The following is a 12,338-nucleotide window of genomic DNA, read 5'->3' as shown; positions in this document are numbered from 1 at the left end:
TTTGTGTTACATATTTAAAACATGAGAAGAATTTTAATTATCGGAGCTGGAAGATCAGCATCATCCTTGATACGTTATTTACTATCAAAGTCAGAAAGTGAAAATCTACATCTTATTGTAGCTGACCTTTCTTTGGCCCTGGCCGAAAAAAAGACAGAAAAACATCCCAATGCTACTCCTATTGCTTTAAACATATTTGATGCCGATGAAAGAAAAGCTGCGATAGAAAAAGCGTCTATCGTGATTTCGATGTTACCGGCTCATTTACATATAGAAATTGCAAAAGATTGCCTTCAATTCAAAAAACATCTTGTCACAGCTTCTTATATAAGCGATGCTATGCAGGCACTTGATGAGGAAGCCAAAAAGAACAATTTGATTTTTATGAATGAAATTGGTCTTGATCCCGGAATTGATCATATGAGTGCCATGAAGGTTATTGACGAAATTAGATCGAAAGGTGGTAATATGCTGCTTTTTGAATCGTTTTGTGGCGGCTTGGTTGCTCCTGAATCAGATAATAATTTGTGGAATTACAAATTTACCTGGGCACCAAGAAATGTAGTATTGGCGGGTCAGGGTGGCGCAGCAAAATTTATTCAGGAAGGTACTTATAAATACATTCCGTACGGAACTTTATTTCGCAGAACTGAGTTTCTTGAAGTAGAGGGTTACGATAAATTTGAGGCCTATTCCAACCGTGATTCGCTTAAATATCGTTCTATTTATGGTTTAGATGATATTCTGACTTTGTATCGCGGAACGATCAGAAGAGTTGGTTTTTCGAAAGCATGGAATATGTTTGTGCAACTCGGAATGACAGATGACAGCTACATTATGGAAGATTCTGAAAATATGAGTTACCGTCAATTTACAAACTCATTCTTACCTTATCATCCAACCGATTCTGTTGAAATTAAAACGCGATTGATCTTAAAAATTGATCAGGACGATATTATGTGGGATAAACTTTTGGAACTGGATTTATTTAATCCTGACAAAAAAGTGAATTTACCAAATGCTACTCCTGCTCAAATATTAGAAAAAATATTATCTGACAGCTGGACTTTAGCGCCAGACGATAAAGATATGATTGTGATGTACCATAAATTCGGTTATGAATTGTATGGTGAGAAATCGCAAATCGATTCAAAAATGGTTTGTATAGGAGACGATCAAACGTATACAGCAATGGCAAAAACAGTAGGGCTTCCGGTTGCTATGGCGACCTTATTGATTTTGAATGGAAAAATCACAACTCCCGGTGTACAGCTTCCTATTAAAAAAGAAGTGTATCTGCCTATTTTAAAAGAATTAGAAGAGTATGGTGTCGTTTTTAACGAACAAACCATGCCTTACTTTGGATATAATCCGGACCTATTTTAGTTCTGATTACTTTTTTTTGAGAATTTTTTTTTAGTTTTTAATTTTATCCGCTTCAAGTTCCAGAAGCGGATTTTTTTTTTTGAAGGGACAAAGGTTCAGAGCTACAAAGGGACAAAGGTTTATCCCCAGTAAACCTTTTTCCGAGGGTACAAAGGCCCAAAGCGACAAAGGAACAAAGGTTCCATTGAAGATTATTTACTCCAACTTAAACCTTTGCCCCTTTGCTCCTATGTTCCTTTAAACCTTATCATCAGCTTGTATGATTTTTTTTCAAAGCACAAAGATTCAAAGCGAGCAAGGGACAAAGGTTTATTCCCAGTAAACCTTTGCCCCTTTGTACCTTTGCAACTTTGTACCTACTTTTCTTTATTTTTCAGCCTGAATCGTAATTGGCAGACTGTACATAACACGTACCGGTTTTCCATTTTCAGAAGCGGGAATCCATTTTGGAGAAAGTTTTAAAACCCTGATTGCTTCATCTGCTGAACCATATCCCAAATCTTTCACCACTTTAAACTCAGACAAACTCCCGTCTTTTTCAACCATAAATTCCAGAGCCAATTTCCCATCAATCTTTTGTTTTGAAAATTCTTGCGGAATTTTAAAATTCTGCCCCATAAACATATAAAACTTTTCTATACCGCCCGGAAATTGAGGCTCTTTTACATTTGCCGAAACATAATTAATTTTATCATTTTGATTTATTAGATTATTGCCTGATTGTGCCAAAGCGCCTGTATTAAAGGCAAATAAGGATACAATATATACAGCAGTTACAGAACTGATTTTTAAAAATATTTTTGATGGAGATTCTTTTTTTGTCATCATCAGTAAACGTTTTTTAGTTATTAAATAATTAATATTACTTGCCAAAGAAATTGTATGCTTTTGAGAGGCAAAACCAAGTAAAAGGTTTTGATAATTTCGAACCTCTCCAAATTGTTTATTGACCGCTTCATCAGCCAAAAATTCGTGATTGAGCTTTATTGCCTTTTTGTATTGAATAAAAATTGGATTAAACCAAAATAAAATCTGCAAAACCTCAACAAAAAGAATGTCTAAAGTATGTTTTTGCTCTAAATGTGCTTTTTCATGCGCAATTAGTTCTGATGGAATTTTACCATTTTTAAAATCTTCGTAATTGACAAAAACGGCATTCCAAAAAGAATGTGGCAAAATACTTTCTTTAGTCAAAACCATTTTCTGTCCATCAATGATCTCCACTTTGCATTTTTTTATTTGGTTATAAAAAGAATACACATTTCGCACAAAACGAAAAATCAAAATACCTGCAATAACAGCATAACTTATGCTTAGAAAGTTCATTATAATTTCGTTATAATTTACCTTATCCAAAATCGCCCTATTCGTTACAATCATAATTTCATCCAATTGAATGACTTTAATTTTATTTAAAAAAATCGATTCGATCGAAAACAATTGCAACGGAATGATCAAACCAAAAATCATACTACCAAGAAGATAAACACGATTAAAACGAAACATCTTTTCGTTTTCTAAAAGCAATTTATACACTGCAAAGAATATTAAAAGCAGTACTCCGGATTTTAAAAGATACGTTATCATTTTTTCTTCTTTTTAATTTCTGAATCGATTATTTTTTTGAGCTCTTCTAATTCCGAAGTGGATAAGTCGGTTTCGGTGGTAAAGAAAGAAGCAAACTGTGAGGCTGAGTTATTAAAGAAACTGCTAATTAATCCGTTTACGTGTTTGGAGAAATAAGCTGTTTTTTTAACCAACGGATAATATTCACGAGAATTTCCGAATTCATTGTAAGCGACAAATTTCTTGTCGATCATTCTTTTTAAAAGCGTTGCAACGGTTGTAGTCGCAGGCTTTGGCTCTGGATACGCTTCAAGCAAATCTTTCATAAAAGCTTTTTCAAGCTTCCAAAGATGTTCCATTAATTGCTCTTCTGAGTTTGATAATTGCATTTCTCTAAGGTTCTAAGTTACTAAGATTCTGAGACACTAAGGCTCTAAGATACTGAGATTCTAAGTTTTTAAGGATATTCTTTATTCTTTATTCTTTATTCTTTATTCTTTATTCTTTATTCTTTATTCTTTATTCTTTATTCTTTATTCTTTATTCTTTATTCTTTATTCTTTATTCTTTATTCTTTATTCTTTATTCTTTTTCTGATTTAATAGTTTTTCAATTTCAGGAAGTTCTTTTTTATACGCTTCAACATCCCAGGTCGCATTCCAATATTTAAGATAATCTGACATTGTCCCTAATCCTACAGAAGCTCTTCTTTTATCAACATTATCAGGGTCTTCAAGCGGAAAAACAAACGGTATCTTAGTAGTTGGATGATTGGAAACCTGACTTCCGTAAATTTGTTTTTTACCTTCTCTCAGGGCAACTCTGTCTTCAAGTAAGGCCAAAGAACCTGCTTTTGCATTCCCTTTTTTAACAGCATCTCTCATCATTGGTAAATACTTTTGCTGGTATTTTAAATCAGAATGCTGAATAACATAAAATAAAGTTTGATTGGCCTGCGATCCCACAACATCTTTTCCAACCCAGCCTCTTTCATCTAAAATCTTCATTACTCTGATCAGATTGATGCTGTCTTTTTTGCCAATTAATTTACCAATGCTGTCGATTTTCTTTTTATCAGCGTTAGGTGTTTTATAAATTTTCATATAATCACCACGAATTCCCTGATCCTCTGCATAAATATCCAAAAGTTCCTTTTGAAGGGGCTTGTCGTAATTAGCGCTCAAAATATCCATTTGTTTCTGAAGCTTATCTATTGTTTTTGTCCATTCTTTTTTACTGTGCAATGATTCTAAATCATTATCTATTTTTATGTGGGCAATGTCTTCATAACCATTATCAATTGCTAAATCCAGCCACTTAAAAGCTTTCTCATCATCATTGTTTAAAGCTGCAGCGCACGCACCATTATATAAATCTGTAGCTGATTTGTGTTCCATTTTAAATGCCTTGTCATAATAGCCAACAGATGCTTTATAATCTTTCGCTTTATAAGAATCATCCCCTTTTGCAACAAATTCTTTATAGGTTTGAGACTGCATCAATCCAATATTCATTGTAATAAAAAAGATAGCAATTAGTTTTTTCATAAATTAAATCGTTTAGTGGTTATTTTATTTTTTGTTCCGAGATTAATTCTCCGTTATTATACTTTTTGATTTCGGTTAATTTTCCTTTATCGGAATAAAATTTCCAATCTCCAAAGTAAAACCAATGTGTTTCTTTTGAATTACTTTCCATTTTCGTTTTTCCTGTTGATTGCACTTTTCCGTTTTCATAATAATATTTGACAGTACATATTCCGTTTTTGTATTTCTCCGTTTTGTAGATTTTTCCTCCAATGTAGGATTTCCACTTTTTTACAGGTTCATCGTGTTTGTAATATTCAAACGATTTGTACCTGACATTATCCTGCGTGTAATCGTCCATCCAAACACCTTCTTTTTTGTGATCGATCTTCTGATTGATGGGTTTGCTTTTACAGCCGGAAAGCATAATTCCACAAAATAATAAAACAAATATTGGACGCATGTTTTTTGGTTTTGTCTCTACATTTATAGATGTTGCTCTACAAATGTAGAGATTAATTTTAAATGTGCAAATTTTTTTTTGCCACAAAGACGCTAAGACGCAAAGTTTTTTTAAGGTATCCGCTTGCAGCGGAAAATTTTGACAAAAAAAATCCGCTCATTTCTGAACGGATTTATATATTTGAAAGTAATCTTTGTCAAAGTTTAGAACTTTGACAAAGAGCTGAAATTTAAAAAACTTTGCGTCTTAGTGCCTTCGTGGCAAATTCTTACTTACTTAACTCCACAAAATACTTGTAAAACAACGGAATAGTTTCGATTCCTTTTAAGTAATTGAAGATTCCAAAATGCTCGTTTGGTGAGTGAATGGCATCAGAATCTAAACCGAATCCCATTAAGATGGTTTTGCTTTTTAGTTCTTTTTCAAACAAAGCCACAATTGGAATACTTCCTCCTGAACGAACTGGAATTGCAGGAACTCCAAACGTTTCTGTGTATGCTTTGTTTGCTGCCTGATATCCAATACTGTCAATTGGCGTTACATAACCCTGACCTCCGTGGTGTGGCGTCACTTTTACGGTAACTCCAGCCGGAGCAATGCTTGTGAAATGTTTAGTGAAAAGTTCTGTGATTTCATGCCAATCCTGATTTGGAACCAAACGCATTGAGATTTTGGCAAAAGCTTTGCTTGCAATAACCGTTTTTGCTCCTTCACCCTGATAACCTCCCCAGATTCCGTTTACGTCTAACGTTGGACGGATAGAGTTGCGTTCGTTGGTTACATATCCTTTTTCGCCATAAACATCGTTTAAGTCTAAGGCTTTTTTATATTTTTCTAAACTGAAAGGTGCTTTTGCCATTTCAGCTCTTTCTTCAGCAGATAATTCCTCAACTTTATCGTAGAATCCCGGAATCGTAATATGATTGTCTTCATCATGCAATGAAGCGATCATTTTTGCCAGAACGTTAATAGGGTTTGCCACTGCTCCACCGTATAAGCCTGAATGCAAATCACGATTCGGACCTGTAACTTCAACCTCAACATAACTCAAACCTCTTAAACCTGTTGTAATTGACGGCTGTTGGTTTGAAATCATTCCGGTATCTGAAATTAAAATAACGTCATTTTTCAGTTTTTCCTGATTGCGTTCTACAAACCAGGCTAAACTTGCTGAACCAACCTCTTCTTCTCCTTCGATCATGAATTTTACGTTACAAGGCAAAGTATTGCTTTGTACCATATATTCTAACGCTTTTACGTGCATGTACATTTGACCTTTGTCGTCGCAGGCACCACGCGCGAAGATTGCTCCATCAGGATGGATCTCAGTTTTTTTGATAACAGGTTCGAATGGTGGCGATGTCCATAATTCCATTGGATCTGGCGGCTGAACATCATAATGTCCGTAAACTAAAACGGTAGGTAAATTTGGGTCGATTATTTTCTCTCCGTAGATAATTGGGTAACCCGGAGTATCGCAAGTTTCGACAAAATCGCAGCCTGCTTTTGATAAACTTTCTTTTACAGCCTCTGCTGTGTCGATAACATCTTGCGAATATGCAGTGTCGGCACTTACCGACGGAATTTTTAATAATTCGATCAACTCATTGATAAAGCGATCTTTATGTTGTTGAACGTACGACTTAATATTTTCCATTTAAAAGATTTTTATAGAATTTCAAAAATACAAAAAAGAGAATTAATATTTTTTTTCAAAAATGCTTTGAAAATTCGAAGTTATGCTTATCTTTGCACCCACAATTACGCGGATATGGTGAAATTGGTAGACATGCCAGACTTAGGATCTGGTGCCGCAAGGCGTGTAGGTTCGAGTCCTATTATCCGCACTGAAAAAAGCTTCTGAGATAACTCAGGAGCTTTTTTGTTTTTGATATACTTTTGAGTTTACTTTTATACTTTTGATAACTTACACGAGTTTTGCGCACTTTGAATTCTAACCTCACAATAATCAACTTAATATGAAAAAACCTCTAGTTATCATAAAAGATCATTTACTAATGCCAATACTTGCTACTGAAACAAGGGTTCATGAAATTAAAAAAGAAATAAAAACAGACACAACAAATGTTGTACTAAATGGACTTTTTTTAATGCTTGCTTCATATAATGAATCAATGAAAAAAGAAGTTGTTAAATATTATTTGAAATATCGACCTGAAAAAATATCTGATAAAACTATTATTATTGATAAAATGACATTAGTTAATAGCGAAGATTTTAATTTATCCGAAAGTATAATTGATGACTATCTGGAAAAAATAAAATATTGGGAATTATCAAAACTATTTTATAATCTTCTTTCAATAGAAAAACCCGCAAATGAAAATATAATTCAAAAAATTGTAGATAGAAGAAATGAACTTATTCATAAAAATTTAAAGATAAATTTTAAACATAAAGAAATTCTACAAGATTCTATAGATGAATTATATTTAACAAATTGTCTCAAAGAATATGAAAAATACTTAATTGATATTAAAACTAAAGTTTCTACAAATTTTATTGCATTTAGTAAACTTCGTGCATTAGAGAATTTATGGCATCACACTTTTCAAACCCCACTTTGCTCAAACTTTTCGGATTATTGGTATATTGATTCCGAAAAGGATTGCATAAGTGGATGTAAACATCCCGAAATTGTAGATAATTTATCATCAAGCGAGAAATTTATGCTTGGAATTTGGCAAAGTCAAGTATGTGGAGCAAAAGTGGATTTTCCAAACATGGCATCTCTTAGCAAACGAACTCAAAACAATCTTTATTTATTTTTAAAATTATCTAATGACCTTTTCTTTTATAGTTAATACCTAGCAATCTCTTAGTTTAACTCAGATAATTAAACAATCCAATTCTCATATTACAAAAAAAACTTCACTCACCATCCAAATAAGGATCCAAAACCTCCGCCAACTTATTTAGCCAATAAAAATTATCTTCAAGATTGTTGAATTCAGTTTCTACAGTTTCGCAGCCTCTAATTGCGCATAACGAAAGAACATAATTTACTTGTCGTATTGTCTTTGCCATTTCTTTAGGATCAATTGTCTTTGTAAAAAATTCTATTAATCTGTTTTCTGTTTCTTTGGAAAGCTTTTCTGTAGCCATTGTCTTATTTTTTATATCCTTCAAATATAATACTTTTGGACACAAATTTGTGTCCTTATAAAAAATAAATCTTATGACTTTTGAAATATGGATATTTCAGAAGAAACTTTTATTACAAATCTTGGAATTCACATTAGACAATTACGTGAAAAGAAGAATATGTCTCAGCAAGATTTAGCTAATGATTGTGATATACCTAAAAATCAAATAGGCAGAATAGAAAGAGCTGAAATTAATACAAGTGTAAAAGCTCTTGTAAAGATTGCCAATGCTTTAGATGTTGAACCTAAGGAATTGTTTGATTTTTCGATTAAATAAGAATTTTTTAACTGATTCTTTATTTTTAAATTTACAATGAAGTTAATCACGTAAAAAAGCAATTTTGAATATTCTACCTATAAAAATAGAGCTAATTTCAAAATGGATGAAACTCTATCCATACAGTGTTTGCTTAGATGAAATCTACTTTAGAGAAAGAGACAATAACGGTAATTTAGTTTATGAGCTAGTACTGAGTACGCATCAATTTGAATTTATAATTAATCATTATTATTCAAATTTTAGAGAACTGAATCCAGAAAGTCTAATATATAAATATCATATAAAAGGTTATGAAAACTGGAATGATTCTGAATCAAAAGAAGAAGAATGCAATAGAGTTAAAGAATTTTATGAGCAATTAATAAACATTAAAGAAAAAGTAGTTCAAGAAACAAGTGATGCTATAGAAGCGCTTAATGAGTTATTAAAGATTTGTGAATCTGTAATGAAGAATAAAAATAAATTTTATTCTTTTAGCGATTATTAATAGAACTAAAGCTTTTCCTTTTTTCAAAACATAAATTTTATACTAACCTGTATCGCTATTTTTACTTTTTACTAAATCATCAATCAAATCAATCTCTTCTTTTTAAACTCATCGTCATGTTCAAAAAATCAACTTTTGCAATTATTCTTCTTTTTGTTTTAAACTCCTGTCTCGTTCAGCGAAAAGTTTTACAAATGGACGATTGGTACGCTTTTACTAAAACCAATACAGCACAACAACAACCCTCCGATATTTATGAGTTTAAAGACGGAATGATTCGCATGCATGGAAATGACAATAGCTGTTTGATGACCAAAAAAAGCTATAAAAATTTTGAACTTGAATTAGAATACAGATGGAATCTGGAAGAGCAATACAAAACAACCAACACAAAAAACAGCGGTGTGATGTATAATATTCCTTTAGATACTTCTGACAAAATCTGGCCAAAAGGAATTCAATTTCAAATAAAAGAAAATACTACCGGCGATTTTATTTTCCTGGATCAGGTAACTGCAAAAGTAAATGGTAAATTAATTGAAGCTGGTGCAAGTGTTGTTTCTCCTACGTTTTTAGCCAATGAGAATCCGTATGGCGAATGGAACATCGTAGTTATTAAATCTTTCAACGGGAAAATTAAGCAATACTTAAACGGGAAATTGGTAAATGAATGCACGGATGCTTCTTCTACAGAAGGGAAAATTTCTTTGAATTATGAGCGTTCGCCAATTGATTTCAGGAATATTACGATAAAAGAGATTTCTAAAGAATAGAACTAAATTCTTTTAGTTTGTCATTCCGACGGAGGAGGAATCCCCGCAAGAAACTCGCCAACAGTGCGTGCTCAGCGTGTGGGGATTCCTCCTCCGTCGGAATGACAAACTTTGTGGTTACAGAATTGTAAAAAAAACCTTTGTCAAAGTTTTAAACTTTGACAAAGGTCTCTCGTATAGTTGGAATTTATTATCCCAATAACTCAATTATCTTATCCACATTAACCTCACTATAATCATTGATATAAAAATCACACGGAGGTAATTGTTCTTTTGTATGCGTACTTAAAACACCAACCACTTTCATTCCGGCATTTAATCCAGCTGTAACGCCCGAAAAGGAATCTTCGAAAACAACACAATCCGAAGGAGAAACGCCAACTCGTTCTGCCGATTTTAGATATACTTCCGGATTTGGTTTATGCTGTTTTACATCTTCGCTTGATAGCATCGAATCCATTTTTTCATCTAGTTTTAAAACATTGGCAATTAAATCCAGATTCGCACGTGGCGCAGATGTTGCAACAGCCGTTTTAAAACCACGAGACCTCAATTCACTTAAAAAATCCAAATAATGCGGAATAGTTTCGACTTTGTCTTTATAAACTTCACGAAACATTCCTTCTTTTTCATCTTCCAGTTTTATAAGTTCTTCTCCGGTAATGGGACGCTTAAAGAAATGCGACATGATATAACCGTTATGTTTTCCGTACATATGTTCTTCAAATTCCTGTGCTGAGTGCGGAATTTCATATTTATCGAAAAACGCCTGGAAAGCTTTTGCATGATGTGGATTGGTGTGACAAATCACGCCATCCATATCAAAAATTACACATTGCTGCTTCATTGTATGTTTTGTTTTTTAACGGCTGCAAGATAGGGTAATAAAGGGTTATTTCACAGAGAATCGCGGAGGTCTTTCGCAGAGATTCGCAGAGTTTTTTTTGAATCGCGCAATCCCGATAGCTATCGGGAGCAGAGTCGCAAAGTTTTTTTGTCTCTCGCAGATTTAGCAGATTTGGCAGATTTATTTAAAGGATTAAATATCTGCGGAATCTGCTAAATCTGCGAGAAAAAACTTGAAACCTGAAACTTGAAACAAAAATTTACCCAATCCAAATCTTACTTTTAACCAAAGTCATCGTTTGTTTTAAATGCTGATTTAATGCAATAAGAATGATCAAAACCACCAAACCATAACCCACAATCGTATAAATTTCCATATCAGCCAATAAAGTGGCTTGTTTGGTAATCGTTCCGAAAACTTTTTTCAAGGCCAAAGTATTCGCATTGTCTGCGGAATATCCTTTTGCCATAAAACTCTGTGCTGTTGATGCTATCGTTTGTTGTGCTTCGGGGCTTTCGCCGGTTACAAACTGACTTAGTTTTAAAAAGTGCTTTTTGTTCAGGAATACCACTGCATTCTGCATCACACAAAACCCAATTGTGCTTCCCCAAAAACGCCCTGAAACGCCGACAATTCCAGAAGAAACGGCCATTTTAGCCGGAACGGACGATGTGGTAAACAAGATTAGCGGAACGAATAAAAATCCAACTCCAATACCTTGTAATACATACGGAATGATAATATCGGATAAAGCCACATCTGGCACAAACAGAAACGTAAACCAGAAATGGAACAACGCAATAAGCGAAAAACCAATGATAAAAATGATTTTAGTTGAAACGGATTTCATTAAGAAATAAGCAGCCAAAATCAATCCAATTACATTTCCAAGTCCGTTAATGTATTGCACGCCCGCAACACGCGACGGATCCCAATTCCAAATCGAGAACATCACAGAGTGACAAAGGCTCAGTGTTGCTCTGCTGATATAAAAAAGGAAGAACAATAGAAACCCAATGCGCAAATTGGCGTATTTAAAAACTTCGAAGTTAAATGTCGGCCTTTTTACTAAAAGCTCTTTAAAGATAAACAAACCTCCTGTTATCAGGGAAATGATCAGCATTAAAACCATTTCAGAAGACTGAAACCAATATTTTTTCTCTGCATAAACAAAGAAGTAAGCACCACAAAGAATGGCTGTCAAAACCAAAATATAACTCAGCCAGTCGATTTGATACAGCGGAATTTTCTTTGTGATTCTATGTCCACGAAAAGTCACTAAGATCAAAAATACATTCAAAACCTGAAGTCCGCCTGAAACATACAGCATGTATTTCCAATCGTAATGATCCAGAAACCAAACGGCAATATTCATAATAAATGGCGTTGATAACAACAGCGAACCGTAATAAAAGGAGAAACCAATTATAATGGCATTTTTAGAATTAAACTGCTCAATCAACAATTGTCTGATCGTAATTACCGGAAGCGCCATTAAAATTCCCTCAACAACTCTCAGCAATAAAAACAGATAAAAATTGGTAATATAGGCTGATGAAATAATCGTAATTCCGATTACGGAATAAACCGCCATCAGATAATTTTTTGCCGGGAAAAAACTCGAAAATCGGCTTTCGATCAAAATCGTGGCCAGCAAAGTTCCGTACGTTACACACATTGCGAACTGCAAATCTTCTGGCTCGATATCCAGAAAACTTGCCGCGTAGGTTACGTTTGAAGTATAAACTCCCAATAAAATCATGGAATGCAGCAAACAGACAAACAAAATAATAATGATTGCCCATTTGGGAACCCAGGATTTAAAAATACTTTTATCTTCCAT

General features: G+C 33.7%; 13 protein-coding genes and 1 tRNA gene. 6 read left to right on the top strand and 8 right to left on the bottom strand.

Features of this window, described 5'->3' with window-relative positions; genetic code table 11:
• Nucleotides 1-21 precede the first annotated feature (21 nt).
• Nucleotides 22-1,386 (top strand): saccharopine dehydrogenase family protein, encoded by a 1,365-nt coding sequence (locus BUA98_RS03935; protein ID WP_072970303.1) that lies wholly within the window; start codon nucleotides 22-24, stop codon nucleotides 1,384-1,386.
• 366 nt (nucleotides 1,387-1,752) lie between these two features.
• Here the strand turns inward: BUA98_RS03935 and BUA98_RS03930 are convergent, their stop codons facing one another.
• From BUA98_RS03930 to BUA98_RS03910, 5 genes are all read right to left on the bottom strand, one after another.
• A complete protein-coding gene (locus tag BUA98_RS03930) occupies nucleotides 1,753-2,973 on the bottom strand; it encodes a M56 family metallopeptidase (RefSeq protein WP_072970302.1) in 1,221 nt (406 codons plus the stop codon).
• Nucleotides 2,970-3,341 (bottom strand): BlaI/MecI/CopY family transcriptional regulator, encoded by a 372-nt coding sequence (locus BUA98_RS03925; protein WP_026982709.1) that lies wholly within the window; start codon nucleotides 3,339-3,341, stop codon nucleotides 2,970-2,972. Before BUA98_RS03925 ends, BUA98_RS03930 begins: the two co-directional genes overlap by 4 nt.
• 186 nt (nucleotides 3,342-3,527) lie before the next feature.
• Entirely contained in the window at nucleotides 3,528-4,499 is a 972-nt protein-coding gene (locus BUA98_RS03920; protein ID WP_072970301.1) for a DUF6624 domain-containing protein, read from the bottom strand.
• A gap of 19 nt (nucleotides 4,500-4,518) precedes the next feature.
• Nucleotides 4,519-4,941: a toxin-antitoxin system YwqK family antitoxin gene (locus tag BUA98_RS03915; RefSeq protein WP_072970602.1), complete on the bottom strand. Its 423-nt coding sequence runs from the start codon at nucleotides 4,939-4,941 to the stop codon at nucleotides 4,519-4,521.
• 268 nt (nucleotides 4,942-5,209) lie between these two features.
• Nucleotides 5,210-6,598, bottom strand: a complete 1,389-nt coding sequence (locus BUA98_RS03910; RefSeq protein ID WP_072970300.1) for a dipeptidase — start codon at nucleotides 6,596-6,598, stop codon at nucleotides 5,210-5,212.
• 108 nt (nucleotides 6,599-6,706) lie between these two features.
• Between BUA98_RS03910 and BUA98_RS03905 the strand changes: the two genes are divergently transcribed.
• Nucleotides 6,707-6,788, top strand: a tRNA-Leu gene (locus tag BUA98_RS03905).
• A gap of 132 nt (nucleotides 6,789-6,920) precedes the next feature.
• Nucleotides 6,921-7,766 (top strand): hypothetical protein, encoded by an 846-nt coding sequence (locus tag BUA98_RS03900; protein WP_072970299.1) that lies wholly within the window; start codon nucleotides 6,921-6,923, stop codon nucleotides 7,764-7,766.
• Nucleotides 7,767-7,833: 67 nt separating this feature from the next.
• On the opposite strand, the gene BUA98_RS03895 is transcribed toward BUA98_RS03900, so the two are convergent.
• Nucleotides 7,834-8,067, bottom strand: coding sequence for a hypothetical protein (locus tag BUA98_RS03895; RefSeq protein ID WP_072970298.1), 234 nt, complete (start codon nucleotides 8,065-8,067; stop codon nucleotides 7,834-7,836).
• An 87-nt stretch (nucleotides 8,068-8,154) separates the two neighbouring features.
• On the opposite strand from BUA98_RS03895, the gene BUA98_RS03890 reads away from it, so the two are divergent.
• The 3 genes from BUA98_RS03890 (at nucleotide 8,155) to BUA98_RS03880 (ending at nucleotide 9,648) form a co-directional block, all read left to right on the top strand.
• Entirely contained in the window at nucleotides 8,155-8,385 is a 231-nt protein-coding gene (locus BUA98_RS03890) for a helix-turn-helix domain-containing protein (protein WP_072970297.1), read from the top strand.
• Between the two features lie 64 nt (nucleotides 8,386-8,449).
• On the top strand, nucleotides 8,450-8,875 hold the full coding sequence (locus BUA98_RS03885; protein WP_072970296.1) for a hypothetical protein: 426 nt from the start codon (nucleotides 8,450-8,452) through the stop codon (nucleotides 8,873-8,875).
• 116 nt (nucleotides 8,876-8,991) lie between these two features.
• A complete protein-coding gene (locus tag BUA98_RS03880; protein ID WP_086065141.1) occupies nucleotides 8,992-9,648 on the top strand; it encodes a 3-keto-disaccharide hydrolase in 657 nt (218 codons plus the stop codon).
• Between the two features lie 190 nt (nucleotides 9,649-9,838).
• Here the strand turns inward: BUA98_RS03880 and BUA98_RS03875 are convergent, their stop codons facing one another.
• Both BUA98_RS03875 and BUA98_RS03870 read right to left on the bottom strand, forming a co-directional pair.
• The gene (locus BUA98_RS03875) at nucleotides 9,839-10,495 is read right to left on the bottom strand and encodes an HAD family hydrolase (protein ID WP_072970295.1); all 657 of its coding nucleotides are present in this window, start codon (nucleotides 10,493-10,495) and stop codon (nucleotides 9,839-9,841) included.
• Nucleotides 10,496-10,754: 259 nt separating this feature from the next.
• On the bottom strand, nucleotides 10,755-12,338 hold the full coding sequence (locus BUA98_RS03870) for an MFS transporter (RefSeq protein WP_072970294.1): 1,584 nt from the start codon (nucleotides 12,336-12,338) through the stop codon (nucleotides 10,755-10,757).

Origin of the sequence: Flavobacterium saccharophilum, assembly GCF_900142735.1 — a bacterium.
Classification (GTDB): domain Bacteria; phylum Bacteroidota; class Bacteroidia; order Flavobacteriales; family Flavobacteriaceae; genus Flavobacterium; species Flavobacterium saccharophilum.
This window is presented reverse-complemented; position numbering and strand designations above follow the sequence as displayed.

Excerpts from the sequence above, each read along its gene's own strand:
- BUA98_RS03915 (WP_072970602.1), bottom strand. The coding sequence starts at position 4,941 with ATGCGTCCAATATTTGTTTTATTATTTTGTGGAATTATGCTTTCCGGC.
- BUA98_RS03910 (WP_072970300.1), bottom strand. The coding sequence starts at position 6,598 with ATGGAAAATATTAAGTCGTACGTTCAACAACATAAAGATCGCTTTATC.
- BUA98_RS03875 (WP_072970295.1), bottom strand. The coding sequence starts at position 10,495 with ATGAAGCAGCAATGTGTAATTTTTGATATGGATGGCGTGATTTGTCAC.
- BUA98_RS03920 (WP_072970301.1), bottom strand. The coding sequence starts at position 4,499 with ATGAAAAAACTAATTGCTATCTTTTTTATTACAATGAATATTGGATTG.
- BUA98_RS03930 (WP_072970302.1), bottom strand. The coding sequence starts at position 2,973 with ATGATAACGTATCTTTTAAAATCCGGAGTACTGCTTTTAATATTCTTT.
- BUA98_RS03895 (WP_072970298.1), bottom strand. The coding sequence starts at position 8,067 with ATGGCTACAGAAAAGCTTTCCAAAGAAACAGAAAACAGATTAATAGAA.
- BUA98_RS03925 (WP_026982709.1), bottom strand. The coding sequence starts at position 3,341 with ATGCAATTATCAAACTCAGAAGAGCAATTAATGGAACATCTTTGGAAG.
- BUA98_RS03935 (WP_072970303.1), top strand. The coding sequence starts at position 22 with ATGAGAAGAATTTTAATTATCGGAGCTGGAAGATCAGCATCATCCTTG.
- BUA98_RS03880 (WP_086065141.1), top strand. The coding sequence starts at position 8,992 with ATGTTCAAAAAATCAACTTTTGCAATTATTCTTCTTTTTGTTTTAAAC.
- BUA98_RS03890 (WP_072970297.1), top strand. The coding sequence starts at position 8,155 with ATGGATATTTCAGAAGAAACTTTTATTACAAATCTTGGAATTCACATT.
- BUA98_RS03900 (WP_072970299.1), top strand. The coding sequence starts at position 6,921 with ATGAAAAAACCTCTAGTTATCATAAAAGATCATTTACTAATGCCAATA.
- BUA98_RS03870 (WP_072970294.1), bottom strand. The coding sequence starts at position 12,338 with ATGGAAGATAAAAGTATTTTTAAATCCTGGGTTCCCAAATGGGCAATC.